The organism is Pseudomonas sp. R2-60-08W (genome assembly GCF_003852335.1).
Classification (GTDB): domain Bacteria; phylum Pseudomonadota; class Gammaproteobacteria; order Pseudomonadales; family Pseudomonadaceae; genus Aquipseudomonas.
This window is the reverse complement of sequence record NZ_CP027731.1, coordinates 678,813-702,131: the sequence shown is the minus strand read 5'-3', so window position 1 is coordinate 702,131 and position 23,319 is coordinate 678,813. Positions and strand designations below refer to the sequence as shown.

The following is a 23,319-nucleotide window of genomic DNA, read 5'->3' as shown; positions in this document are numbered from 1 at the left end:
TATCGGGAGCAAGCCCCCTCCCACACTTGATCTCCTTGTATTTATGAATGTATTTCACGACGGACTGAACCATGGATTTGACCCCACGGGAAAAAGACAAACTGCTGATCTTCACCGCCGGCCTGGTAGCCGAACGCCGCCTGGCGCGTGGGGTGAAGCTCAACTACCCGGAAACCATCGCCTATATTTCCGCCGCGCTGATGGAAGGCGCCCGCGATGGCCGCACCGTGGCCGACCTGATGCACTACGGCACGACCCTGCTCAGCCGTGAGCAAGTGATGGAAGGCATTCCGGAAATGATCCCGGACATCCAGGTCGAAGCCACCTTCCCGGACGGCACCAAGCTGGTCACTGTCCATCAACCCATTGCGTGAGGCGCGGCAATGATTCGTGATGCTACCGAGCAAGACCTGCCGGCAATCCGCGATATCTACAACGACGCGGTGTTGAACACCACGGCGATCTGGAACGAACAGCCGGTCGACCTGGCTAACCGCCAGGCGTGGTTCAGCGCCCGCCAGGCCCAGGGCTATCCGATCCTGGTGGCGGTGGAAAACGCCGAGGTCACCGGCTACGCCTCGTTCGGCGACTGGCGGCCCTTCGAAGGCTTTCGCTACAGCGTCGAGCACTCGGTGTACGTGCGCAACGACCAGCGCGGCAAGGGCCTCGGCCCGCGGTTGCTGCAGGCCCTGATCGAACGCGCGCGCAGCGGCGGCAAACAGGTAATGGTGGCGGCCATCGAAAGCGGCAATCTGGCCTCGATCCGCCTGCATGAACGTCTGGGCTTCATCACCACCGGGCAGATGTCGCAAGTGGGTATCAAGTTCGGCCGCTGGCTCGACCTGACCTTTATGCAACTGGCCTTGAACCCGGGCGCCGAACCGCCCAAGGAGTGAGATCGATGAGCGCTGCGCAACTGCGTCGAGTCAATGCTGAAAGCTTTGCCCATTACCGCCTCGGCTTGATCGAGCTGTTGCTGGACGCGGTCCGACATGGCGCCTCGGTGGGCTTCATGGCCGACTTCGATGAGACCCAGGCCCGCGCGTACCTGAGCGGTGTGCAAGCCGGCATCGAAGACGCCAGCCTGTTGCTGTGGGTGGTGGTGCGCGATGAACAGGTGGTCGCCAGCGTGCAGTTGGCGCTGTGCCAGAAAGCCAATGGCCTGAACCGTGCCGAGGTGCAGAAGCTGCTGGTGCACAGCCGTGCGCGGCGCCACGGCCTGGGGCAGCAATTGATGAATGCCCTGGAACTCGCCGCACGCCAGCACAAGCGCGGCTTGCTCTACCTGGACACCGAAGCCGGCTCCGACGCCGAGGCCTTCTACCAGTCGTTGCGCTACACCAAGGTCGGCGAATTGCCCGACTACTGCCAAAGCCCGGACGGGCGCTACAGCCCGACCGCCATTTACTTCAAGACCCTGGGGCAACCTGCATGATTCCTGGCGAATTCCAGATCCAGCCTGGCGAGATCGAACTGAACGTGGGCCGGCGCACCATCAGCCTGAGCGTGGCCAACAGTGGCGACCGGCCGATTCAGGTGGGCTCGCATTATCATTTTTTCGAGACCAATGATGCGCTGACCTTCGACCGCGCCGCGAGCCGTGGCATGCGCCTGAATATTCCGGCAGGCACGGCGGTGCGGTTTGAGCCGGGGCAGAGTCGGGAGGTGGAGTTGGTGGATTTGAGCGGTGGAAGGCGGGTGTTCGGGTTTGCCGGTCGGATCATGGGCGACCTCGACTGATCGTTCCCACGCTCCGCGTGGGAATGCCGCCATGGACGCTCCGCGTCCGCTTCTAACATCGTGACGCGAAGCGTCACAGGATGCATTCCCACGCAGAGCGTGGGAACGATCGAGGACACAGATGAAGATTTCCAAACAAGCCTACGCCGACATGTATGGCCCCACCGTTGGCGACAAGGTCCGCCTGGCCGACACCGAGTTGTTCGTCGAAGTGGAGCAGGACTTCACCGTCTATGGCGAGGAAGTGAAATTCGGCGGTGGCAAGGTGATCCGTGACGGTCAGGGCCAGAGCCAGTTGCTCGCCCATGAAGTGGTCGACACCCTGATCACCAACGCGCTGATCATCGACCACTGGGGCATCGTCAAGGCCGATGTGGGCCTGAAGAACGGCCGCATCCACGCCATCGGCAAAGCCGGCAACCCCGACATCCAGCCCGGCGTGACCATGGCCATCGGCGCCAGTACCGAAGTGATCGCCGGCGAAGGCATGATCCTCACCGCCGGCGGTATCGACTCCCATGTGCATTTCATCTGCCCGCAGCAGATCGAAGAGGCGCTGACCAGCGGCGTCACCACTATGATTGGCGGCGGCACGGGACCTGCCACCGGCACCAACGCCACCACCTGCACCTCAGGGCCTTGGCACTTGGCGCGCATGCTGCAGGCCAGTGATTCGTTCCCGATGAACATCGGCTTTACCGGCAAGGGCAACGCGAGCCTGCCCGAGCCGTTGATCGAACAGGTCAAGGCCGGCGCCATTGGCTTGAAGCTGCACGAAGACTGGGGCACCACGCCCGCCAGCATCGATAACTGCCTGAGCGTCGCCGATGCATACGACGTGCAGGTGGCAATCCACAGCGACACCCTCAACGAATCCGGCTTCGTCGAAACCACCCTCGCCGCGCTCAAGGGCCGCACCATTCACACCTATCACACCGAGGGTGCCGGTGGCGGACATGCGCCGGACATCATCAAGGCCTGCGGCTTGCCGAACGTGCTGCCCAGTTCCACCAACCCGACGCGGCCGTTTACCCGCAACACCATCGACGAACACCTGGACATGTTGATGGTCTGCCATCATCTGGACCCGAGCATTGCCGAAGACGTGGCCTTCGCCGAAAGCCGCATCCGTCGCGAGACCATTGCCGCCGAAGATATCCTGCACGACCTCGGTGCGTTTTCGATGATCAGTTCCGACAGCCAGGCCATGGGCCGCGTCGGCGAAGTGATCACCCGCACCTGGCAGACCGCCGACAAGATGAAAAAACAGCGTGGCGCCCTGCCCGGTGACGGGCCGGGCAATGACAACTTTCGCGCCAAGCGCTATATCGCCAAGTACACCATCAACCCGGCGATCACCCATGGCATCAGCCATATCGTCGGCTCCATCGAAGTTGGCAAATGGGCCGATCTGGTGCTGTGGCGCCCGGCGTTCTTCGGGATCAAGCCCACGCTGATCCTCAAGGGCGGCGCGATTGCCTCCAGCCTGATGGGCGATGCCAACGCTTCGATTCCCACACCGCAGCCGGTGCACTACCGGCCGATGTTCGCCAGCTTCGGCAGCTCACTGCATGCCACCAGCCTGACCTTTATCAGCCAGGCGGCACAGGCGGCCGGCCTGCCCGAGGCCCTGGGTTTGAAAAAGCAGATTGCGGTGGTCAAGGGCTGTCGCGAGGTGCAGAAGAGCGACCTGATCCATAACGATTACCTGCCGGATATCGAAGTGGACCCGCAGACGTATCAGGTCAAGGCCGATGGTGTATTGCTGTGGTGTGAACCGGCTGACGTACTGCCGATGGCGCAGCGCTATTTCCTGTTCTGACAACCGCCTCACTGTAACTGTAGGAGCGAGCTTGCTCGCGAAGCACTCAAGGACGCCGCGTTTATTCAGGGTTGTACGCGTTATCGTTGACGTTCTTCGCGAGCAAGCTCGCTCCTACATTAGGGCAGCTTAGAAGTTCTCGCGCGGATTGAAGTTGGCTTTCTTGGCCAGCTCCTGCCACAACGCTTTCACCTCGTCGCTACCTGCCGGCGGCATCACCGCCTTGAGTTGCACGAACAGGAAACCTCGCTGGCCAGCCTTGTTCAGCAACCCATGGCCCTTGGCGCGCATGCGCTGGCCGTTCTGGCTGCCGGCGGGCACCTTGAGGTTGATCTTGCCGGTCAGCGTCGGCACCGTGACTTCCGTGCCCAGCGCCAATTCCCACGGCGCCAGCGGCAGGTTGATCACTAGGTTTTCGCCATCCACTTCAAACTTGGCATGCGGCGCGAACTTGATGATCAGGTACAGATCACCGTTGGCACCGCCGCCAATTCCGGGCGCGCCCTGGGCCTTGAGGCGGATGCGTTCACCGTCGGCCACACCGGCCGGGATCTTCACGTTCAGGCTCTTGACCGTATTGCTCACGTGCCGGCCCGAAGCATCGTACTGAGGCACCTGGAAGCTGATCTGCTTGGACTCGGTGGACAGCGTCTCCTCGAGGGACACCGACAGCTGCATCTCAACGTCCTGGCCCTTGCGTCCGGCAGGGCGGCGTTGGCCGCCGCCGAAGCCGTCGCTGCGCGCGCCGAAGATCGAGCTGAAGAAGTCCGAAAAATCCTCAGTGCCCGCGCTACCGCCAAAACCGCCACGGCTCTGCCAGCCAGGTGGCCCCTGGAACGGCTGACCGTGCTGGCCATATTTGCGCAGTTCGTCGTACTCGGCCCGCTTGTCCGCGCTCTTGAGGGCTTCATAGGCTTCGGACGCGTCCTTGAACTTGGCTTCGGCGTCTTTTTCCTTACTCACGTCCGGGTGATATTTGCGCGCGAGCTTGCGATAGGCGGCTTTGATTTCCTTGTCGTCGGCGCTCGGCTCGACACCCAGAATCTTGTAGTAGTCTTTGAAATCCATCGGTGGTTCACCATCCTTAAACGAGATCGCACAGCCCGGACACAAGGTGCGCTGGTTTGCACGTGTTGAGTCTTGCGGCCTGGGGTGCGTCGGAGTTTTACAGGCACTTGCCGTATGCACCAGATGTGGGGGCAAATCGCGCGCTTTCAAGCGCTATTTAACGGATGGTCGGCCTACGCATCCGGCGTCGACTGGCATACACTGCGCGGCCGTTTTGCAACCGGAACCCGATCGACATGAAAAACCCATCCCCAGCCCGTGCCTGCGGCATCGACTTCGGCACGTCCAACTCCACCGTCGGCTGGATCCGCCCCGGCGAGGAGACGCTTATCGCGCTGGAGGACGACAAGATCACCCTGCCGTCGGTGGTGTTCTTCAACTTCGAGGAACGCCGCCCGGTGTACGGTCGCCTGGCGCTGCACGAGTACCTGGAGAACTACGAAGGCCGCTTGATGCGCTCGCTCAAGAGCCTGCTGGGTTCCAAGCTGATCAAGCACGACACCAGCGTATTGGGCACGGCGATGCCGTTCACCGACCTGCTGGCGCTGTTCATCGGCCAGCTCAAGAGCCGCGCCGAAGCCACCGCCGGCCGCGAGTTCGAAGAAGTGGTGCTGGGGCGCCCGGTGTTTTTCGTCGATGACGACCCGATGGCCGACCAGGAAGCGGAAAACACCCTGGTCGACGTGGCCCGCAAGATCGGCTTCAAGGACATCTCGTTCCAGTACGAACCGATTGCCGCCGCGTTCGACTACGAGTCGACCATCGAAAAAGAAGAACTGGTGCTGATCGTCGATATCGGCGGCGGTACCTCCGACTTCTCCCTGGTGCGCCTGTCACCGGACCGTCGTCACAACGACAACCGCCAGAGCGATATCCTCGCCACCGGTGGCGTGCACATCGGCGGTACCGACTTCGACAAGCAGCTCAGCCTGCAAGGCATGATGCCGCTGTTCGGCTACGGCAGCCGCATGAAAAGCGGCGCCTACATGCCTACCAGCCATCACATGAACCTGGCCACCTGGCACACCATCAACTCGGTGTACTCGCAGAAATCCCAGCTGGCCCTGAGCAGCATGCGCTACGACATCGAAGACACCGGCGGCATCGACCGCCTGTTCAAGCTGATCGAACAGCGTGCCGGGCACTGGCTGGCGATGGAAGTGGAAGAGACCAAGATCCAGCTGACCCATGAAGACAGCCGCCTGGTGTTGCTGGACCGGGTTGAGCCTGGCTTGAGCGTGGAACTGAGCCGCAACCTGTTTGAATCGGCCATCGATGGCCTGCTCGAGCGCGTGCGCAACAGCGTGACCCAACTGCTCAACGACGCCTCGGTGGATGTGGCCCAGGTGGACACGGTGTTCTTCACCGGTGGTTCCAGCGGGATCCCGGCACTGCGTCACAGCATCTCGGCGATGCTGCCGAATGCGCGGCATGTGGAAGGTAATATCTTTGGCAGTATTGGCAGTGGGTTGGCGATTGAGGCCAGCAAACGCTACGGTTGCTGAATTTCACCTGAAACACCGTGGTGACTTCATCGGGGGCAAGCCCCCTCCCACCTTTGATTTGTGAACACGGTCAAAATGTGGGAGGGGGCTTGCTCCCGATGGCGTCAGCCCAGGCAACACAAAACCTAAACCATCCCACCGAGCTTCAGCTCACTCTTCAGATACGCATAATAAATCGGCCCCGCCACCACCCCCGGCAGGCCGAACGCGGCCTCGAACACCAACATCGCCAGCAGCAACTCCCACGACTTAGCACTGATCTGCCCACCGACGATGCGCGCGTTGAGGAAGTACTCGACCTTGTGAATCACGATCAAATACCCCAGCGCCGCCACGGCGACCCAAATCGACAGCGACAACGCGACAATCGTGATCAGGGTGTTGGACATCAGGTTGCCGATCACCGGCAGCAGGCCGAGCAGGAAGGTCAACACGATCAGGGTTTTGGTCAGCGGCAGGTGAATGCCACACAGCGGCAGCACCACGGCGAGGAACACGGCGGTGAAAGCGGTGTTGAGCGCGGCGATCTTGATCTGGGCGAAGACGATGTTGCGAAAGGCCTGGACCAACAGGTGCAGGCGGTCGAACAACGCGGCGGCAAGGGGTTTGCGCTTGGTCAGGTCGGGCACGCGTTGCAGGGCGATGATCGCGCCGAGCACCATGCCGATCAGCAAGGTGACGAACATGTGGGCCGCGTCTTTGCCGACCAGTTGCAGTTCGCTCAGGTGTTTGCTCAGCCAGTCGCCGATGGCCACGCGGAATTCGGCGGCGCTGGCGGGCAGATAGGCATCGATGGACGGCGGTAACTGGCCGCGTGCGCGGTCGACCACGTGCATGAATTTATCCAGCGAGGCGCCGGGGTTTTCCGCTTCGTGCAGCAGGAAGCTGATCGCGCCGGCGAAGATCAGCGTGAGCACGCTGACGATCAAGGTACCCAGCAAGGCCACCGCCAGCCAGCGCGCGCGCCGCCCTTCGATCAGCCGCTGCAGCTGGGGCGTAAGCATGTTGACCAGTTCATAGACCAACAGGCCAGCCAGCAGGCTGGGCAGCAGTTTCAGCGGCAGCACCAGCAGCAACCCGCCGAAAATGATGATGTAGCTGGACAGCAACAACACATGACGCTGAGAAAACGTTGGCATACAGCCTCAAAACGAACGGCGTTAAAGGATGTGCAGGAACGAGCTTGCTCGCGAAGGTCGCCAACGATAGCGCGTTTATTCTGAATAAACGCGGGGGTAATTGAGTTCTTCGCGAGCAAGCTCGCTCCTACAGGGGGCTGTGTACGAGTGTCGCAGCCTTCTATGGCCTGGGGCTATCAATTCTTCAGGCAAGTACTCATGAAGGTCTTGCGCGCATCGCCGGCCAACGCCTTGGTTTTCGCCGACGCGTTGCAATCCTTCATCTTCTGCTGCTGCGGGGTCAGGGTCTTGGCGTCATTGGCCGCCGGGGCCGACAGGCAGGTCTTCATGAAGGCCTTGCGCTCGTCGCCCTTGAGGGTCTTGGTAGAGGCTTCGGCATTGCAGGTGGTCATTTTGTTTTGCTGGGCGGTGGCGGCAAAACCTTGGGAACACAGCAGCAGGCTCATCATGATCAACGGAATACGCAGCATCTTCATGGAGTTTTCTCCCGGTTACCGTGCCGAAGGGCGCGGCCTACAGCGCAGTGTAGTCAAAACTCGTTACAACTTCACCGGCCATGGATATTCCAGTCGCCGCGATGCCAGTACACGAAGTGCTTATGACACATCCGGTTAAATCCGATAAAACTTTTCGCCCCTTGCGCGACTCACAACCTGGAGCGATCACGCCGGCAGAGCGTGGCGTAAAACCGGATTAGCCCCAGGAGATTGAGATGACTGAAGCACACTTGACTGACGTTGCGACCCTGCGCAGCCGCGCCCGCCAGAACGTCGAAAACGGTGCCGTGACCGAAGGCTATGACGCCGACCGCGAAGAAATCATCCGCCTGCTCAACGCATCGTTGGCCACAGAGCTGGTCTGCGTGTTGCGCTACAAGCGTCATTACTTCATGGCCAGCGGCCTGAAAGCCAGCGTCGCCGCCGACGAGTTCCTGGAGCACGCCACCCAGGAAGCCGAACACGCCGACAAACTCGCCGAACGCATCGTGCAACTGGGCGGCGAGCCGGAGTTCAACCCCGACCTGTTGTCGAAGAACTCCCACGCACAATACGTGGCGGGCAACTCGCTGAAGGAAATGGTCTACGAAGACCTCGTGGCCGAGCGCATCGCGGTGGACAGCTATCGCGAGATCATTCAGTACATCGGCGATAAAGACCCGACTACCCGTCGCATCTTCGAAGAGATCCTGGCCCAGGAAGAAGAACACGCCGATGACATGGCGGATATTCTGCAGGGTCTGTAACCCGTAACACCGCAATACCACTGTGGGAGGGGGCTTGCCCCCGATGGCAGGGTCTCAGTCAAAGATTGATTGGCTGATACACCGCTATCGGGAGCAAGCCCCCTCCCACATTTGGTTTCAGGTGCAGTCCGTTATTTACTTCACGGTTTTCGGCGCCTTGCCTTCTCGCATCTGTTGCAACAACGGCGCGCACGCATTCGGCTCGCCGCCACTTGGGGCAACCAGTGCGAGCAACCCGGCAGCCGGGCCGGCGATCACACCCAGGGCGACCATGCCCGCGCCGCGCAGCGCCAGGGGGATGGCTTTCACGCCGGCATTGGGCTTGATGAACGGCCCGTTCACGTACAACGGCGAGCGCAGGGAGAACAGACGAAAGCCCTTGGACTCCGGCGTAATGGTCAGGTCCAACTGCTCGGTCGCCATATTGGCTGTACCATCGACGTAGATGATCGCGTTCTCGGTATCAAACACAAACAACCGCGTTGTCGCCAAACCGGTCTTGATGCCGAAGTCCGCCGCCGCGCAGTTGATCTTCACTTCCTTGTCGCCAAACAGGCGCCCCACCACGTAGTTGCCCACGTTAAGGCCGGCGATTTCCATCAGGCCACGGCTGATGGCGCCGTCGTTGATCAGCATCTTCAAGTCACCGTTGGCCGTGCCCAGCAGCGCCGCCACGGAGTTGCCGCGCCCGGCAATATCGGCGTCGCCGTTGAGCTCACCAAAGCTGGTTTTCATCGGCTCAAAGGTCGGGAACAGCTGTTTGAGCTTGAAGTTACGCGCAGTGAGTTTCGCGCGGCCTTCCATCGGCGTGGTGCGGCCGTTCAAGCGGATCTGCGCATCGAGTTTGCCGCCGGCCACGCCGAAGCGCAGGGGCTCAAGGCTCAGCTCACCATCGTTGAGTACCAGGTGCGTGTAGAGATCGGTGAAGGGCAGGTCGGCGCTGTGCACAATGCGTTTGCCAGTGAATTCCACATCGGCATCCATCTCGCGCCAGCGCTCGGTGCGGAACTCTTCCACCGGTAACACTTTAGTGGCCGGTTGTTTGCTTTCGCCGCCACGGGCTTTCTGCTTGGCGTTGGAGTCGGCGCCGATCAAGGGTGCCAGGTCATCCATCAGCAGTTGGTTGGATACCAGCGCGCCGCTGAGCTTGGGCCGTGGCTGGCTGGCAACGTAGGCGAGGTTGCCGTGGATGTCGCTGTTGCCGATCTTGCCGTTGAAGTTTTCATAACGAAATGAAGCGCCGCTGGCTTCGTGCAGCTTGGCGATCAAATGACCGTCGGTTGAGTACGCCGGCGAATCGGGCAGTGTCACGCCAGTCAACGGGTAGAGATTGCCGAGGCTGCTGCCCGACAGCTTCAGGCGCAGGTCGAGGGCGCCGAGGTTAAGCGGGTCGGTCAGGGTGCCGGCCAGGGCGATGCGGGTGTCGGCGATCTGAACCTGGGCCTGCAGCGGGAAAGGCTTGGCCGCGTCCTGCAAGGCGAGCAACCCGCCGATCTTGCCGGTGCCGGCGAGCGCCTGGCCATGGTACTGGCCTTTGACCTTGAGGCCGAACGCATAGTCCTGCGGCGCCGAGCCTTTCTCCAAGACCTTTTTGGCATCGGCGTCACCGACGATTTCACCGAAAGGAATCGGTTTGCCCAACGGGTCGATGATCACATCGAGGCGGGTCTTGAGGGTCTGGTCGTCGAGGGTGACGTGGCCCTTGTCGAAGCCGATGGCGCCGATGTCCACCACCCAGCTGGAAGGCTCGGCGTCGGGGTCCTTGGGGTCGAACTTGAAGGTCCAGTTGGCCCGGCCGTCAGCCAGGCGCTGCAGGTCGGCGCTCGGTTCGGTGAGGTCGATACGCGGGATCACCACGCGTTGTGCCAGCAAGGCCAATGGCGAAATACGCAACTCGACTTTCTTCAGCGTGACCATCTGCGGCTGCTTGGACCAGTCGGGGTTACCCAGGCTCAGGTCTTCGGCAATCACATGGGGCCACGGCACCCACGCGCGCCAGCCGCCTTCGTCGGGCTCACGCTGCCACACCACCGCCAAGTTGCCATTGATGGCGAACGGGCGGTGCAACTCTTCGGAGACCTTGGCATTGAGGGGGGGCTTGATGCGGTTCCAGTCGAAGAACACCAGGACCAATACCGCGATGGCAATCAACAGAACGAAGCTGGCGCAGCTCCAAGCGACAATTTTTCGAGTGCGCGTCATTGCACAGGACTCCTGAATACGACTGGCTGGGCAACAGCCTTTGACACAGCTTATAGGACTACGACTGGCAAAGTGCCCGGGGGTTTAACGCAACGGCCGATTTAGCCGAAAAAAGCGATTTTCCTGATCAAACAGACAAGGTTGATCATCAACGACGCACCATTGTTACCCAGGTTCGTGTCGAAAATACCCACCCCGGTGCAAAACCGCGTGCTTGAGAGGCGCGTTCTAGAGCCTCTCGTGGGAACAATCAATTCTGTTGATTATTACCATTGTCTTTATGAACTTTTATATCGACTTATCAAGAGTAGCATTAGCCCTGTACCCACTTTATCGCCCTCCCAAGGAGCAACCCTCATGAAACGCCAAGTACTCGCTACCGTCCTGTTATCCATCCTGGCTTCCAGTGCCTTTGCCCTGCCAGCCGCCGAACAGGCCACCCCACAGAACAAAGCTCAAGCCGTGCAGTCCAGCCAGACCCTGGCGCGCAGCGGTTCGCAAGAAGACGAAAACCGTGACTACGCCAAAGGCGCTGTCGCTGAAAACGGTTCGGAACAGGCCAACAAACGCGCCTACACCGAAGGCCTGACCGAAGGTGGCAACGACCGCCTGCAAGAAAAAGGTCTGGTAGAAGGCGGTGCTGAACAAGCCAATGATCGCGCCTACACCCAAGGTCTTGCTGAAGGCGGTGCCGACCGTCTGGAAGAACTGCATCAAGCACAGAGCTAAGCCCATGGTGGCCCAGAAAAAAGCCCGGTCTGTCGATCGGGCTTTCGCTTTTATATAGACCGCGTCACGTCTCGCCCCCGCCAAGTTCGACGCCGGCAAAGCGGTTTTGCTAGAGTGCGTCGCTGTACTCGCCGACAAAGCCCATCCGCTCATGCTGCCCCGCGCCGAACAGAAGCAACAGACCCGCCTCGCCTTGATGGACGCTGCCCGCCATCTGATGGAGTGTGGCCGTGGGTTCGGCAGCCTGAGCCTGCGCGAAGTGGCCAAGACAGCGGGTATCGTGCCTACCGGGTTCTATCGCCATTTCGCCGACATGGACGAGCTTGGGCTCGTATTGGTCAGTGAAGTCGGCCAGACCTTCCGCGCCACGATTCGCCTGGTGCGTCACAACGAATTCGTGATGGGCGGGATCATCGATGCGTCCGTGCGGATCTTTCTCGATGTGGTCTCGGCCAACCGCTCCCAGTTCCTGTTCCTGGCCCGCGAACAATATGGCGGTTGCCTGGCGGTGCGCCAAGCCATCGGCGCCCTGCGCGAAGACATCACTCGCGACCTGGCGGCCGACCTCACGCTGATGCCCAAGCTGCAACACCTGGACGCCGAAGGTTTGCACGTAATGGCTGACCTCATCGTCAAAAGTGTGTTCGCCACCCTGCCCGATATCATCGACCCACCCGCCCACGCGTTGCCTGCCCATCTCACGCCCCAGGCGAAGATCACCCAGCAATTGCGCTTCATCTTTATCGGCCTCAAGCATTGGCAAGGCCTGGGCAGTACCGAGTAATGCCTCAGCCGGCCGTATGAAAGCGCTTGGCCGTGGTGTAGTTCTTGCTCCAATAGGTATTGCTCAACGAATCGATACGCACATTTTTGCCGGTACGCGGTGAATGGATGAATTTGCCCTCGCCGATATACAGCCCGACGTGACTCACCCGCCCCTGCCCGTTGCCTTTGAAAAAGACCGCGTCGCCCGGTTTCAACGCAGTGCGCTTGATGGTCGCGGCGGTGGAACGGTGCATCGCAGCCGTGGTGCGCGGAAGCTGAATATTCGCTTCGGTCTTGAACAGATAGACCAGGAAACTGCTGCAATCGAACCCTTGCTCGGTAGACGTACCACCCCACTTGTAGGGTGTGCCGAGCAATTGATGGGCCCGGTCGATCACATCGTCGACCGAGGACGATGCGGGCTTGGAAACAAAGGTGGGCGGCTGTTGAAGAGTGGCCGAGGCTGATGAGACAAGGCACGACAGGCTGACAATGACGGAACAGATAAGTGACTTGAACATGATGAACATCGCAGTGAATTAAACACGGCGCGAATCTTAAACAACCCCCATGTAACTCCGCGAAGGCCGATTCCCGTAGCCTTGTGGGATAAATCCTTAAAAACGCAACGAAGAATTGGATGAAAGAAGTTTCATGCAACACATGGCCGTTCACCACGCAGAATGCCCTTTTACGGTGCTAAAGCCCGCTCAAGCGCACCAAATTGCCACACAGATGCACTCGGCGAGTGCCCTGCCTTGTGGCGCTCGCGCCCTGCTGACAGGAAATTCCTACGCGCCTGCCGGGTTGGCAAGCCCCTTGCTCTAGCTCCCTTATCGCTCATAGCCGGAAGCTTTCTGATGCTGGTGATCCACCGCCGAATCGCCCCGCAAGCCCTCTGGGCCGCCGAACTGCTGCTGAACTTCGAAGCCCGCAGCAAAAGCCGCCTGCGCTGTTTCAGTGCCGAGGGTGAAGACGTCGGCCTGTTTCTGGAGCGTGGGCAGTCGCCGCTGCATGACGGCGAATTCCTACAAGCTGAAGACGGACGCGTCGTACGTGTCTGCGCGCGTCCTGAACAACTGCTGCACGTCACCTGTCGCAACGCGTTTGAACTGACCCGCGCCGCCTATCATCTTGGCAACCGGCATGTGGCCCTGCAGGTCGGCGATGGCTGGCTGCGCCTGCTCGATGACTACGTGCTCAAGGCCATGCTTGAGCAGCTGGGCGCCGATGTGCACACCATCGAGGCGCCCTTCCAGCCTGAACACGGGGCCTACGGCGGTGGCCATCATCATTCGCGGCATGGCGATGAAGCCTTCAACTATGCGCCCAAGCTGCATCAGTTCGGCGTGCGTCTATGAACCCAGCCTGGGCGCTGTTGCGCCTGGCCAGTCCGCAGTTGCCGATTGGTGGCTACAGCTATTCCCAGGGACTGGAAATGGCCGTGGACAACGGCCGCGTCAACAATGCCGCCAGCGCGCGGCGCTGGATCAGCGATCAATTGCTGCTCAACCTCGCGCGTTTCGAAGCGCCGCTGCTGCTCGCCCATTGCCGCGCGGCCACTGAACAGGCGTGGCCACGCCTGGCGCAGCTGTGTGAAGAACACCGTGCCAGCCGCGAAACCCGCGAGCTGTATCAGGAGAGCCGGCAGATGGGTTACTCCCTGCAGCAACTGCTCAATGGCTTGCCGGAACTGGACGCCGCCGCCCGCGTCTTTCTTGCCCAACACCCTGAACCCCATCTCGCCCTCGGCTGGGCGCTGGCCGCGCGGGCCTGGGCAATCAGCCCCGACGACGCGCTCGCCGCCTGGCTATGGAGCTGGCTGGAAAATCAACTGACCGTGCTGATGAAAACCCTGCCCCTGGGCCAGCAAGCCGCGCAGCGCCTGACCAGCGAGCTGCTGCCGCTGCTGCAACAGGCACAGCAGGAGGCCGACCGCATCGAACCCGATCATCTGGGCAGCGCCGCCTTTGGCCTGTCTTTGGCGTGCATGGCTCATGAACGCCAGTACAGCCGCCTGTTCCGTTCCTGAGACTGTTTTTGGAGAACCTGACATGAACACACAACCCCTGCGCGTCGGCATCGGCGGCCCGGTAGGCTCCGGCAAGACGGCCCTGACCCTGGCCCTGTGCCTGGCGCTACGCGACCGCTACAACCTGGCGGTGGTCACCAACGACATCTACACCCGCGAAGACGCCGATTTCCTGGTGCGCAACCAGGCCCTGGCGCCGGAGCGCATCATCGGCGTGGAAACCGGCGGCTGCCCGCACACCGCCATCCGCGAAGATGCCTCGATCAACCTGGAGGCGGTGGACCAACTCAACCGGCGTTTTCCCGGCCTGGACCTGATTCTGGTGGAGTCCGGCGGCGACAACCTGTCGGCGACGTTCAGCCCCGAGCTGTCAGACCTGACCATCTATGTGATCGATGTGTCCGCCGGCGACAAACTCCCGCGCAAGGGCGGGCCCGGTATTTGCAAATCCGACCTGCTGGTGATCAACAAGATCGACCTCGCGCCGCTGGTGGGTGCCTCGCTGGAGTTGATGAACAGCGACACTCAACGCATGCGCAATGGCAAACCTTTTGTGTTCAGCAACCAGAAAACCGGCGTCGGCCTGGATGAAATCGTCGCCTTTATCGAACGCCAAGGCCTGCTGACCGCTGCCTGATCCCCCTACGGAGCCTGTATATGAACCTCAAGAAACTGTTCGCCGCCGCCGCGTTGCTGCTGGCCCCCGTCCTCGCGTTTGCTCACCCGGGTCACGGCGACAATGGCCTGGTTGCCGGCATCAGCCACCCGCTGGGCGGTCTCGATCACTTGCTGGCCATGGTTGCGGTCGGGCTGTGGGCGGCGCAGCAAAAAGGCAATGCACGCTGGGCCCTGCCTTGCGCCTTCGTCGGCACCATGTTGATTGGCGGCATGCTGGGGTTTGAAGGCCTGCAATTGCCGGCGCTGGAAAGCGGGATTGCCGCCTCGGTGCTGGCGCTGGGCCTGGCGGTGGCGCTGGCAGTACGGCCGCCGTTGTTCGTGGCGGTGGCGGCGACGGCGTTGTTTGCCCTGTTTCACGGCGTGGCCCATGGCTTGGAGTTACCGGACATGTCCAGCCCCTGGGCGTATGCGGCGGGGTTTGTCGGCGCAACTGCGGCGTTGCACGCGGCGGGCTATGCGGTGGTACGTTTGCTGCCAGCGGCGGCGGCACCGTTGGTGCGGGTGGCCGGGGCTGCGTCGGCGGCGACTGGGGTCTGGTTGTTGGCGGGCTGATAGATCGTTCCCACGCTCCGCGTGGGAATGCAGCCGGGGACGCTCCGCGTTCCCACGCATGACGCGGAGCGTCATGAAACCATTCCCACGCAGAGCGTGGGAACGATCAGCCTGATACCATGCGCGCCACACCCCTGCCGTGACGACGCCAGCCGATGCCCCAACCTCTTTTGAATTCCGTGCTCACGCACTTCCATGACCTGATCGTGCCGCTCTGGCAGGGCCCGGGCTGGAATGCCGACCTGGCGCTGCCGTACGAGGCACTGGACGCCGATCACCAGCCGTTGCCTCCACAACGCTACCGCGCCATGGCCTGCGCCCGGCAGTTGTACCTGTTCGCCAGCCTGATCGGCGAACCCGGTGCAGCCTTTGCCGAGGAGCGCGCCGCCACACTGTTCCGTTCCCTGCAACAGCACTTCCACGACGCCGAACACGGCGGCTGGTTCTACAGCATCGACCCGGCCGGGCAGCCGCTGGATAAACGCAAAGACCTCTATACCCACGCCTTCATCATCTTTGCCTGCGCCCATTACTGGGCCAAAGTGCGTGAACCGTTGGTGGAATCGGTGCTCAATGCCGCGCTGGCGGTGGTCGCCGAACGCTTTGCCACTGGCGACGGCCTGTACGAAGCGGTGCTGGAGCGCAACTGGTCAAGCCTCAAGTCGGGCCCCTTGCAGAACCCGCTGATGCACCTGGCCGAAGGCTTTCTCGCCACACTGGCGGTGCGTGACGATCCCCTCACGCGTGACGCATTGCTGGACTTGGCCGGCGCCCTGCAAAAGCGCTTTATCGACCGCCAGCACGGCGTGATGATGGAAAAACCCTTGGGCGCTGTGGATAACTGGTTCGAGCCAGGGCATCAGTTCGAGTGGTTCTTTTTGCTCGAGTCGTCAGAGGTGCTACGCGGTACAGCGCTGCATGCCTCACTGACGCGAGCGTTTGCCTATGCTGAGCAAAAGGGTGTGGATAAGTTAAGCGGTGCGGTCAGTGGCATGCTGTCTGTGGATGGCACGGTGCGCGACGGCACCCAGCGTATCTGGGCGCAGGCTGAATACATGCGGGCGTTGACCCTGAGACCTGACAGCGAGGCAGTGCTGCAGCGTCAATTGCTGGCGCTGCAAGAGCATTTCCTGCATGGGAAGGGTTGGCATGAATGCCTGGATGCCGACGGTCAAGTGAGCCGCCGGGATATGCCTTCTACCACACCTTATCATTTGGCGACTTGCTATCAGGGTCTGACCCAGCATTTGGGCTGACCTTACGGGCCTCATCGGGGGCAAGTCGAATCGTCGCACCGCCCCTCCCACATTTGACTGTGTGAACCCGATCCAATGTGGGAGGGGGCTTGCTCCCGATGGCCTCACCTCGGTCTAACTGACTTCATGCAATCCACTTGCGATCCCCAGTAAAACTGATGGTCAACCAGCGCGCTGCATCCGGCGTGCCTAGCCCTGTGGATATCTCCTCGCGCAGCCGGTCGAGGGTCGCGACGTTATCTACCGGGTAATCCGCCGGCAACACCACATGGATTTCGATGAACCGCGCCCGCCCGTGCTTTTGCACATAGGACACGTAGTCATCGAAACCATGCCTGGCCTTGGCCGCGTCCATCACTTCACGCACGGTGTCGTCCAAATGATCCGGGGCAATCCCCAGCACCTCACGCAATGCCGGGCGCAGGATCTTGAAGGCCGGTGCCAGCATGCTCAGGGCCAACAGGATCAGGATCAGCGGGTCGACATACACCGCCCACTCGCCATACCCCTGGGACTTGAGCAGCAGTGCCGCCAGAAAGCTGATCAACAGGCCCACTGACAGCATCGCGTCCACCAGCCAGCTGATGTTGTCGAACTGGATCAGCGAGGATTTCAGCGTGCGATTACGGTAGCGCACATAGAAGAAGTAGGCGAACTCCACCACGGTAAACACCGCCGCATAAATGATCACCAGCCCCAACTCGATCTCGCGCCCGCCATTGATGATGCCGAACACGCCGTTGAGAAACGCATAGATGGCGATCAACAGCAGAAAGCTGCCTTCGATCAACAGCACCATGGGCTCCAGGTGCCAGTAGCCGAACTGGAACCGCTCGTTGCTTTTCTTGGCGATCAGCTTGGCCGTGATCAGCATCAACACCTTGATGGCGGTGGCGATCAGCGAGAAAAAGCCGTCGAACAGAATGGATTGGGCGCCGGATATCACACCCGTGACAATCCCGGCGATCGCAACTGCGAACATCAGGATGGTCGATTGTTTGAGCAGTGCCTGCTCACCTCGGTTACTCACATTTCCTCCCGTCAAAACCTTTAAACCGCACAGTGCGGAGGGTTTTCAGGAGCGGAGTGTACCTTTGATCGTTCCCACGCTCTGCGTGGGAATGCATGGTGTGACGCTCTGCATCACCAGCAAAGCGCGACGCAGAGCGTCCCCGGCGGTATTCCCACGCGGAGCGTGGGAACAATCAGTTGAGCCTTACTTGCTCCCCCGCTCAATCGCAAACCCAGCCCAGGTCTGGCTCACCGGCATCAGCTCCAAGCGGTTGATATTCACATGCGCCGGCGTATTCAGCACCCAGAAGATCGTATCGGCAATATCCTGCGGCTGGATCGGCTCGGCGCCCGCGTAGGTCGCGTCATAACGCGCCTGGTCGCCGCCGAAACGCACCAGGGAAAATTCGCTCTCGCACAATCCCGGCTCGATGTTAGTCACCCGCACGCCGGTGCCTTGCAGATCGCAGCGCAGGTTCAGCGAGAACTGCTTCACGAACGCCTTGGACCCGCCATACACATGGCTGCCCGGATAAGGGTAGTTACCGGCAATGGAGCCCAAGTTGATGATCCCGGCGCCACGGCCATGGGCGATCAGGCGCGGCAGCAGCAGGTTGGTGGTGGTCAGCAGCCCTTTGATATTGGTGTCGACCATGGTTTCCCAATCGTCGAGGTTGCATTTGGGCGCAGGGTCGGTGCCCACGGCCAGGCCGGCGTTGTTGATCAGCCCGCGCAACGTGGCGAACGATGGCGGCAAATTAGCGATGGCGTCTTCCATGCCTTTGCGATCACGCACGTCCACCACCAGGCCATGCACTTCGGTTTGCTTGGAGAGCTCTTCGACCAGCGCATTCAAGCGCTCGGCACGCCGGCCGGTGAGCACCAGTTTCCAGCCAGCTTCGGCAAAACGGCGGGCACAGGCTTCACCGAAACCTGAAGTGGCGCCAGTAATAAACAGCGTGTCGGACATGGTGGTCTCCTTGCGGGCAACGGGAAAAAGTTGCCAGCAGAATGCCCTTACGCTGCCCTCGCGGCAACCGCTATGCGCGCAATTTCATACTCATCTGATCATTTTTTAACCACGCCGGGCAGAGCTATGCAGATCAAGGCCTGCAGCCACATACGCGCAGGTTATCCACAACTGCGCCCACAGTCTTTGGGGGCAAGTGCAAATCGCCTTGAGCCACGTTATACAAGGCCTGCAGATGGTTTTAGAAAGTTTTTTGCTTGACCTGAACAGAGGCGTATGTAGGTATTTTCCCCGGTGAACATCTAGACGATGGCTCCAGGCCAGTCATTCCGGCCTCTGCGGCAGTCTTTCCAGAGTTTAGTCACAGACTTATCCACAGGCAGGAGTGACACGCAACGGTCATATACCTGTGTCTTTAAACAGGTTGACAAACCCCTCGACGGGTCCCGAAAAAGTGGCTGGTCAAATACTAACCACACCGCTGCAAGCCGCGGTTTCAGAGGCCTGCAGCCAGCTACTCCCACCTTACCCACAGCCGGTTCCACAGCGGATGGGGACAAGTCAAAACTGTGACAAAACAGGGATTTGCGGCGGCTATATGTCGCGCTTTGGAGGGGAGCTGAATTTGTTTTCCACAATTTCGAAAGACACCCAAAAACAAATGTGGGAGGGGGCTTGCTCCCGATAGCGGTGGCTCAGTCAGTACACCTGATACTGATACACCGCTATCGGGAGCAAGCCCCCTCCCACAGGGGTGCTGCGTTGTTGTTTAGATTAGTGACCGCCCAGGTAGGCGTTGCGCACTTCCTCATTCACCAGCAGTTCCTTGCCCGTACCGGTCAGGCGAATCTCGCCGTTGACCATTACATAGGCACGGTCCGACAAGCGCAGGGCGTGGTTGGCGTTCTGCTCCACCAGGAAAATGGTCATCCCGGTGGAGGCCAGCTCGCGCAGGGTGGAAAAGATCTGCTTCACCACGATCGGCGCCAGGCCCAGGCTTGGCTCATCGAGCAGCAACAGCTTGGGCCGGCTCATCAGCGCGCGGGCGATGGCGAGCATTTGCTGCTCGCCACCAGACATGGTCATCGCGCGCTGGTTACGCCGCTCCTTGAGCCGTGGAAACAGCTCGAACATGCGCTGCATGTCTTCCTGCGCGAACTTGTCGCCAATGGGGATGGTGCCCATCAGCAGGTTTTCCTCGACGGTCATGTCAGGGAATACCCGCCGCCCTTCCGGCGATTGAGCGATGCCGTTGGAGGCGATGTAGTGGGACGACTTGTGGGTAATGTCCACGCCGTTGTAGAGAATCTGCCCCGACTCGGCCCGTGGCTGGCCGAAGATCGACATCAGCAGCGTGGATTTGCCCGCGCCATTGGAGCCGATCAGGCTGACGGTTTCGCCTTCGTTGATGTGCAGCGAGACTTTTTTCAGGGCCTGGATCGGGCCGTAGAACACGTCCAGGTCCTTCATTTCGAGGATAGGCCCGTTCATACGAGTTCCTCTTCGTCTGCGCCCAGGTAGGCGGCGATCACTTTCGGGTCGTTGCGGATCGCGTCCGGCCCGCCTTCGGCGATCACGTTGCCGTGGTCGAGCACCACGATGTGGTCGGAAATACTCATCACCATGCCCATGTCGTGTTCGATCAGCACCACTGTGAGGTCGTGTTCGTCGCGCAGCAGGCGAATCATCGCGCTGAGGGCTTCGGTTTCCTGAGGGTTGAGGCCCGCCGCCGGTTCATCCAGGCAGATGATCTGCGGCCGCGTGCACATCGCGCGGGCGATTTCCAGGCGGCGCTGCTGGCCGTAGGAAAGCTCGCCGGCGAGGCGGTTGGCGCAGTCCACCAGGTCGACCACTTCCAGCCAGTAGAAGGCGTGGTCGAGGGCATCGCTTTCAGCTTTGCGGTAGCCCTTGGTGTTGAGGATACCGGCGAGCATGTTGCGGTTGACCCACATGTGCTGGGCCACCAGCAGGTTTTCCAGCACCGACATTTCCTTGAACAGGCGAATGTTCTGGAAGGTCCGCGCCAGGCCCGCGCGGTTCACCAAATGGGTGCCGCCGAACATCTTGTAGTACACCCGGCTGAGGAAGCTTTTCGGCGAGACGAAATCGGTGGCCTGGAAGCGCTCACCCAATAACTGGATCACATTGGTCTGCTGGCCGCGCACGTTGAGTTCGATCTTGCCGCCACTGGCCTTGTAGAAACCGGTGAGGCAGTTGAACACGGTGGTCTTGCCGGCGCCGTTGGGGCCGATCAGGGCGAAAATAGAATTGCGCTTTACCTTGAGGCTCACGTCGCTCAAGGCCTTGATGCCACCGAAGTGCATCATCAGGTGTTCAACGGAAAGGACGACTTCCTTGCTCATGGCGCCACTCCTTTACGTGGTGTCACACCGGTACGGCTGATGCGGATCAACCCGCGCGGTCGCCAGATCATCATCACCACCATCAACACGCCAAACAGCAGCACGCGGTATTCAGAGAAGCTGCGCAGCAGTTCCGGGGCAACGGTCAACACGAACGCCGCGATCACCACACCGACCGTCGAGCCCATGCCGCCCAAGACCACGATGGCCAGGATCAACGCCGACTCGAAGAAGGTAAACGACGACGGGTTGACGAAGCCCTGGTAGCTGGCAAAGAACACCCCGGCCAAGCCGGCCGTGGAGGCACCGATGGTGAATGCCGAGAGCTTGACCAGTACGTGGTTCAGGCCCATGGAGCGGCAGGCGATTTCATCTTCGCGCAGGGCTTCCCAGGCACGCCCGACCGGCATGCGGGTCAGGCGATGCTTGATGTACAGCACGGCCAGCACCACCAGGAACAGCACGATGTAGATGAACATGAACTTGATATTGGGGTTGTAATCGATGCCGAAGAACTCGTGGAACGGGATGCCGCCGTCCTTGGCACGCTTGCCGAACTCCAGGCCGAGGAAGGTCGGCGAAGGCACCGGCATGCCGTTCGGGCCACCGGTGAACGACAGCCAGTTGTTGAGCACCAGGCGAATGATTTCACCGAAGCCCAGGGTCACGATGGCCAGGTAGTCACCATGCATTCGCAATACCGGAAAGCCGAGTATGCACCCCGCCAGCGCCGCCGCGATGGCCGCCAGGGGCAGCACCGTCCAGAAACCCAGGCCGAGGTATTGGTAACCCAGCGCCAGGCCGTAGGCGCCGATGGCGTAGAACGCCACATAACCCAGGTCGAGCAGACCGGCCAGACCCACCACGATGTTCAGGCCCAGGCCGAGCAATACATAGATCAGCCCGAGGATCACCACGGTCAGCAGGTACTTGTTGGCAAAGATCGGAAACACGATGGCGATCACGATCAGCGCCGGAATGATCCAGCGCAGCCGCGACTTGTAGTCCGGCGCCCGCACGTGCACGCCGGAGCCGCTGCTTTCGAAACCCTGCAGGATCTTCACGCCCTTGGGGGTTTGCAGGAACAGGCTGAGGGCAAAGCGCCCGGCCATCACGATGGCGACCAACGTGGCCACGCGCGCCGGTTCCAGGTTGAAGCTGTAGCCGTCGAGCACCACGCCGACGATCGGGCCGAACACGATCAGCGAAATCAGCCCGGCGAGGACCGTATCGACCACACTTTTCTTGATATCGATAGATTTGGCAGCAGACATGTTTACACCTTCGCCACGAGTGGGCGACCAAGCAGGCCCTGAGGACGGAAAATCAGAATCACCACCAGCAGGGAGAAACTGAACACGTCTTTGTAGTCGGAGTTGATCAACCCCGAGAACAGCGACTCGGAGATACCGAGGATGATCCCGCCCAGCATCGCCCCAGGCAGGGAGCCGATGCCGCCGAGTACCGCTGCGGTAAACGCCTTGATGCCGATGATGAAGCCGGCATAGAAGTCGAAGGTGCCGTAATTGAGGGTGATCAGCACGCCGGCCAGGGCGGCCATGGCGGCGCCGATGACGAATACGTAGGAGATCACACGGTCCGTGTTGATGCCCAGGATCGAGGCCATCTTGCGGTCTTGCTGGGTGGCGCGGCACATGCGGCCGAGCTTGGTGTATTTGATGATGTAGGTGAGCAACGCCATGCCGGCGAATGCCGCCACGAGGATGAACACTTTGGTGTAGGTGAGTTGCACGAACCCGGTGCCGATATCGACGCGCCAGGCGCCGGCCAGCAGGGTGGGAATGCCTTGTTGCTTGGCGCCCTGGGCGATCTGCGCGTAGTTCTGCAGGATCAGTGAGATACCGATGGCGCTGATCAGCGGAGCCAGTCGGGTGGAGTTGCGCAGCGGTTTGTAGGCGACACGTTCGATGACCCAACCGTACACGCCGGTGACGACGACGGTGAAGACCAAAGTGCCGAGAATGAGCAGCGGGAAGGATTCGATGCCGAAGTAAGCCAGCAGTGCCAGACTGATCGCCGCGAGGTAAGCGGAAATCATATAAACCTCGCCGTGGGCGAAGTTGATCATGCCAATGATGCCATAGACCATTGTGTAGCCGATGGCGATCAGGCCATAGACCGACCCGAGGGTCAGGCCGTTGACCAGTTGCTGCAGGAAAATACCATCCATAACGCAATCTCACGCGGTGAGCACCTGCACACCGGTGGGTGTGCGGCGCTTCT

At 60.8% G+C, this 23,319-nt stretch carries 25 protein-coding genes; 14 read left to right on the top strand and 11 right to left on the bottom strand.

The genetic code is table 11. The features are described 5' to 3' along the window. The first annotated feature begins 71 nt into the window (after positions 1–71). The 5 genes from ureA (at position 72) to ureC (ending at position 3,562) form a co-directional block, all read left to right on the top strand. A complete protein-coding gene (ureA, locus tag C4J90_RS02990) occupies positions 72–374 on the top strand; it encodes an urease subunit gamma (RefSeq protein ID WP_003171437.1) in 303 nt (100 codons plus the stop codon). A gap of 9 nt (positions 375–383) precedes the next feature. Then, on the top strand, positions 384–896 hold the full coding sequence (locus tag C4J90_RS02985; RefSeq protein WP_124419183.1) for a GNAT family N-acetyltransferase: 513 nt from the start codon (positions 384–386) through the stop codon (positions 894–896). A 5-nt stretch (positions 897–901) separates the two neighbouring features. Next, positions 902–1,435 (top strand): GNAT family N-acetyltransferase, encoded by a 534-nt coding sequence (locus tag C4J90_RS02980; protein ID WP_124419182.1) that lies wholly within the window; start codon positions 902–904, stop codon positions 1,433–1,435. After that, on the top strand, positions 1,432–1,740 hold the full coding sequence (locus tag C4J90_RS02975) for an urease subunit beta (RefSeq protein ID WP_124361066.1): 309 nt from the start codon (positions 1,432–1,434) through the stop codon (positions 1,738–1,740). The genes C4J90_RS02980 and C4J90_RS02975 overlap by 4 nt, the downstream gene beginning before the upstream one ends. Before the next feature lie 121 nt (positions 1,741–1,861). Continuing rightward, a complete protein-coding gene (gene ureC, locus C4J90_RS02970; RefSeq protein WP_124419181.1) occupies positions 1,862–3,562 on the top strand; it encodes an urease subunit alpha in 1,701 nt (566 codons plus the stop codon). A gap of 129 nt (positions 3,563–3,691) precedes the next feature. Here ureC and C4J90_RS02965 read toward each other — a convergent pair whose 3' ends face one another. After that, positions 3,692–4,630, bottom strand: a complete 939-nt coding sequence (locus C4J90_RS02965) for a DnaJ C-terminal domain-containing protein (protein ID WP_124419180.1) — start codon at positions 4,628–4,630, stop codon at positions 3,692–3,694. Positions 4,631–4,866: 236 nt separating this feature from the next. On the opposite strand from C4J90_RS02965, the gene C4J90_RS02960 reads away from it, so the two are divergent. Then, positions 4,867–6,135, top strand: coding sequence for an Hsp70 family protein (locus tag C4J90_RS02960; protein ID WP_124361063.1), 1,269 nt, complete (start codon positions 4,867–4,869; stop codon positions 6,133–6,135). A gap of 125 nt (positions 6,136–6,260) precedes the next feature. Here C4J90_RS02960 and C4J90_RS02955 read toward each other — a convergent pair whose 3' ends face one another. After that, positions 6,261–7,274, bottom strand: a complete 1,014-nt coding sequence (locus tag C4J90_RS02955) for an AI-2E family transporter (protein WP_124361062.1) — start codon at positions 7,272–7,274, stop codon at positions 6,261–6,263. 176 nt (positions 7,275–7,450) lie between these two features. Beyond that, complete coding sequence (locus C4J90_RS02950; protein ID WP_124361061.1) at positions 7,451–7,750, bottom strand: PsiF family protein; 300 nt, start codon at positions 7,748–7,750, stop codon at positions 7,451–7,453. A 236-nt stretch (positions 7,751–7,986) separates the two neighbouring features. On the opposite strand from C4J90_RS02950, the gene C4J90_RS02945 reads away from it, so the two are divergent. Beyond that, positions 7,987–8,517: a bacterioferritin gene (locus C4J90_RS02945; RefSeq protein WP_124419179.1), complete on the top strand. Its 531-nt coding sequence runs from the start codon at positions 7,987–7,989 to the stop codon at positions 8,515–8,517. Positions 8,518–8,652: 135 nt separating this feature from the next. Here C4J90_RS02945 and C4J90_RS02940 read toward each other — a convergent pair whose 3' ends face one another. Beyond that, the gene (locus tag C4J90_RS02940; protein ID WP_124419178.1) at positions 8,653–10,719 is read right to left on the bottom strand and encodes an AsmA family protein; all 2,067 of its coding nucleotides are present in this window, start codon (positions 10,717–10,719) and stop codon (positions 8,653–8,655) included. A gap of 357 nt (positions 10,720–11,076) precedes the next feature. On the opposite strand from C4J90_RS02940, the gene C4J90_RS02935 reads away from it, so the two are divergent. Together C4J90_RS02935 and C4J90_RS02930 are read left to right on the top strand one after the other, a co-directional pair. Further along, positions 11,077–11,448 (top strand): hypothetical protein, encoded by a 372-nt coding sequence (locus C4J90_RS02935; protein WP_124361058.1) that lies wholly within the window; start codon positions 11,077–11,079, stop codon positions 11,446–11,448. A gap of 151 nt (positions 11,449–11,599) precedes the next feature. Continuing rightward, positions 11,600–12,232, top strand: a complete 633-nt coding sequence (locus C4J90_RS02930; protein WP_057702615.1) for a TetR family transcriptional regulator — start codon at positions 11,600–11,602, stop codon at positions 12,230–12,232. Positions 12,233–12,236: 4 nt separating this feature from the next. Here C4J90_RS02930 and C4J90_RS02925 read toward each other — a convergent pair whose 3' ends face one another. After that, positions 12,237–12,734: a C40 family peptidase gene (locus tag C4J90_RS02925; RefSeq protein ID WP_124413707.1), complete on the bottom strand. Its 498-nt coding sequence runs from the start codon at positions 12,732–12,734 to the stop codon at positions 12,237–12,239. A 339-nt stretch (positions 12,735–13,073) separates the two neighbouring features. Between C4J90_RS02925 and ureE the strand changes: the two genes are divergently transcribed. The 5 genes from ureE (at position 13,074) to C4J90_RS02900 (ending at position 16,731) form a co-directional block, all read left to right on the top strand. Then, on the top strand, positions 13,074–13,574 hold the full coding sequence (gene ureE, locus C4J90_RS02920; RefSeq protein ID WP_124361055.1) for an urease accessory protein UreE: 501 nt from the start codon (positions 13,074–13,076) through the stop codon (positions 13,572–13,574). Next, positions 13,571–14,245 carry an urease accessory protein UreF gene (locus tag C4J90_RS02915; RefSeq protein ID WP_124419177.1) on the top strand — a complete coding sequence of 225 codons (675 nt, stop codon included), beginning with the start codon at positions 13,571–13,573 and terminating at the stop codon, positions 14,243–14,245. Before ureE ends, C4J90_RS02915 begins: the two co-directional genes overlap by 4 nt. Positions 14,246–14,267: 22 nt before the next feature. After that, entirely contained in the window at positions 14,268–14,882 is a 615-nt protein-coding gene (gene ureG / locus C4J90_RS02910; protein ID WP_017849719.1) for an urease accessory protein UreG, read from the top strand. Between the two features lie 20 nt (positions 14,883–14,902). Continuing rightward, positions 14,903–15,475 carry a HupE/UreJ family protein gene (locus C4J90_RS02905; RefSeq protein WP_124419176.1) on the top strand — a complete coding sequence of 191 codons (573 nt, stop codon included), beginning with the start codon at positions 14,903–14,905 and terminating at the stop codon, positions 15,473–15,475. A 155-nt stretch (positions 15,476–15,630) separates the two neighbouring features. Next, positions 15,631–16,731: an AGE family epimerase/isomerase gene (locus C4J90_RS02900; RefSeq protein WP_124419175.1), complete on the top strand. Its 1,101-nt coding sequence runs from the start codon at positions 15,631–15,633 to the stop codon at positions 16,729–16,731. A gap of 124 nt (positions 16,732–16,855) precedes the next feature. Here the strand turns inward: C4J90_RS02900 and C4J90_RS02895 are convergent, their stop codons facing one another. From C4J90_RS02895 to C4J90_RS02865, 6 genes are all read right to left on the bottom strand, one after another. Further along, complete coding sequence (locus C4J90_RS02895) at positions 16,856–17,761, bottom strand: cation diffusion facilitator family transporter (protein ID WP_124365650.1); 906 nt, start codon at positions 17,759–17,761, stop codon at positions 16,856–16,858. A 186-nt stretch (positions 17,762–17,947) separates the two neighbouring features. Then, positions 17,948–18,712 (bottom strand): SDR family oxidoreductase, encoded by a 765-nt coding sequence (locus tag C4J90_RS02890; protein WP_124419174.1) that lies wholly within the window; start codon positions 18,710–18,712, stop codon positions 17,948–17,950. Between the two features lie 774 nt (positions 18,713–19,486). Beyond that, positions 19,487–20,203 (bottom strand): ABC transporter ATP-binding protein, encoded by a 717-nt coding sequence (locus tag C4J90_RS02880; protein WP_124365647.1) that lies wholly within the window; start codon positions 20,201–20,203, stop codon positions 19,487–19,489. Next, positions 20,200–21,075, bottom strand: a complete 876-nt coding sequence (locus tag C4J90_RS02875) for an ABC transporter ATP-binding protein (RefSeq protein WP_124413701.1) — start codon at positions 21,073–21,075, stop codon at positions 20,200–20,202. The genes C4J90_RS02880 and C4J90_RS02875 overlap by 4 nt, the downstream gene beginning before the upstream one ends. Continuing rightward, on the bottom strand, positions 21,072–22,349 hold the full coding sequence (gene livM / locus C4J90_RS02870) for a high-affinity branched-chain amino acid ABC transporter permease LivM (RefSeq protein ID WP_124361047.1): 1,278 nt from the start codon (positions 22,347–22,349) through the stop codon (positions 21,072–21,074). Before livM ends, C4J90_RS02875 begins: the two co-directional genes overlap by 4 nt. Before the next feature lie 2 nt (positions 22,350–22,351). Then, positions 22,352–23,266 (bottom strand): branched-chain amino acid ABC transporter permease, encoded by a 915-nt coding sequence (locus C4J90_RS02865; RefSeq protein WP_048727385.1) that lies wholly within the window; start codon positions 23,264–23,266, stop codon positions 22,352–22,354. Positions 23,267–23,319: the final 53 nt, after the last annotated feature.

Excerpts from the sequence above, each read along its gene's own strand:
- ureA (WP_003171437.1), top strand. The coding sequence starts at position 72 with ATGGATTTGACCCCACGGGAAAAAGACAAACTGCTGATCTTCACCGCC.
- C4J90_RS02985 (WP_124419183.1), top strand. The coding sequence starts at position 384 with ATGATTCGTGATGCTACCGAGCAAGACCTGCCGGCAATCCGCGATATC.
- C4J90_RS02980 (WP_124419182.1), top strand. The coding sequence starts at position 902 with ATGAGCGCTGCGCAACTGCGTCGAGTCAATGCTGAAAGCTTTGCCCAT.
- C4J90_RS02975 (WP_124361066.1), top strand. The coding sequence starts at position 1,432 with ATGATTCCTGGCGAATTCCAGATCCAGCCTGGCGAGATCGAACTGAAC.
- ureC (WP_124419181.1), top strand. The coding sequence starts at position 1,862 with ATGAAGATTTCCAAACAAGCCTACGCCGACATGTATGGCCCCACCGTT.
- C4J90_RS02965 (WP_124419180.1), bottom strand. The coding sequence starts at position 4,630 with ATGGATTTCAAAGACTACTACAAGATTCTGGGTGTCGAGCCGAGCGCC.
- C4J90_RS02960 (WP_124361063.1), top strand. The coding sequence starts at position 4,867 with ATGAAAAACCCATCCCCAGCCCGTGCCTGCGGCATCGACTTCGGCACG.
- C4J90_RS02955 (WP_124361062.1), bottom strand. The coding sequence starts at position 7,274 with ATGCCAACGTTTTCTCAGCGTCATGTGTTGTTGCTGTCCAGCTACATC.
- C4J90_RS02950 (WP_124361061.1), bottom strand. The coding sequence starts at position 7,750 with ATGAAGATGCTGCGTATTCCGTTGATCATGATGAGCCTGCTGCTGTGT.
- C4J90_RS02945 (WP_124419179.1), top strand. The coding sequence starts at position 7,987 with ATGACTGAAGCACACTTGACTGACGTTGCGACCCTGCGCAGCCGCGCC.
- C4J90_RS02940 (WP_124419178.1), bottom strand. The coding sequence starts at position 10,719 with ATGACGCGCACTCGAAAAATTGTCGCTTGGAGCTGCGCCAGCTTCGTT.
- C4J90_RS02935 (WP_124361058.1), top strand. The coding sequence starts at position 11,077 with ATGAAACGCCAAGTACTCGCTACCGTCCTGTTATCCATCCTGGCTTCC.
- C4J90_RS02930 (WP_057702615.1), top strand. The coding sequence starts at position 11,600 with ATGCTGCCCCGCGCCGAACAGAAGCAACAGACCCGCCTCGCCTTGATG.
- C4J90_RS02925 (WP_124413707.1), bottom strand. The coding sequence starts at position 12,734 with ATGTTCAAGTCACTTATCTGTTCCGTCATTGTCAGCCTGTCGTGCCTT.
- ureE (WP_124361055.1), top strand. The coding sequence starts at position 13,074 with ATGCTGGTGATCCACCGCCGAATCGCCCCGCAAGCCCTCTGGGCCGCC.
- C4J90_RS02915 (WP_124419177.1), top strand. The coding sequence starts at position 13,571 with ATGAACCCAGCCTGGGCGCTGTTGCGCCTGGCCAGTCCGCAGTTGCCG.
- ureG (WP_017849719.1), top strand. The coding sequence starts at position 14,268 with ATGAACACACAACCCCTGCGCGTCGGCATCGGCGGCCCGGTAGGCTCC.
- C4J90_RS02905 (WP_124419176.1), top strand. The coding sequence starts at position 14,903 with ATGAACCTCAAGAAACTGTTCGCCGCCGCCGCGTTGCTGCTGGCCCCC.
- C4J90_RS02900 (WP_124419175.1), top strand. The coding sequence starts at position 15,631 with ATGCCCCAACCTCTTTTGAATTCCGTGCTCACGCACTTCCATGACCTG.
- C4J90_RS02890 (WP_124419174.1), bottom strand. The coding sequence starts at position 18,712 with ATGTCCGACACGCTGTTTATTACTGGCGCCACTTCAGGTTTCGGTGAA.
- C4J90_RS02880 (WP_124365647.1), bottom strand. The coding sequence starts at position 20,203 with ATGAACGGGCCTATCCTCGAAATGAAGGACCTGGACGTGTTCTACGGC.
- C4J90_RS02875 (WP_124413701.1), bottom strand. The coding sequence starts at position 21,075 with ATGAGCAAGGAAGTCGTCCTTTCCGTTGAACACCTGATGATGCACTTC.
- livM (WP_124361047.1), bottom strand. The coding sequence starts at position 22,349 with ATGTCTGCTGCCAAATCTATCGATATCAAGAAAAGTGTGGTCGATACG.
- C4J90_RS02865 (WP_048727385.1), bottom strand. The coding sequence starts at position 23,266 with ATGGATGGTATTTTCCTGCAGCAACTGGTCAACGGCCTGACCCTCGGG.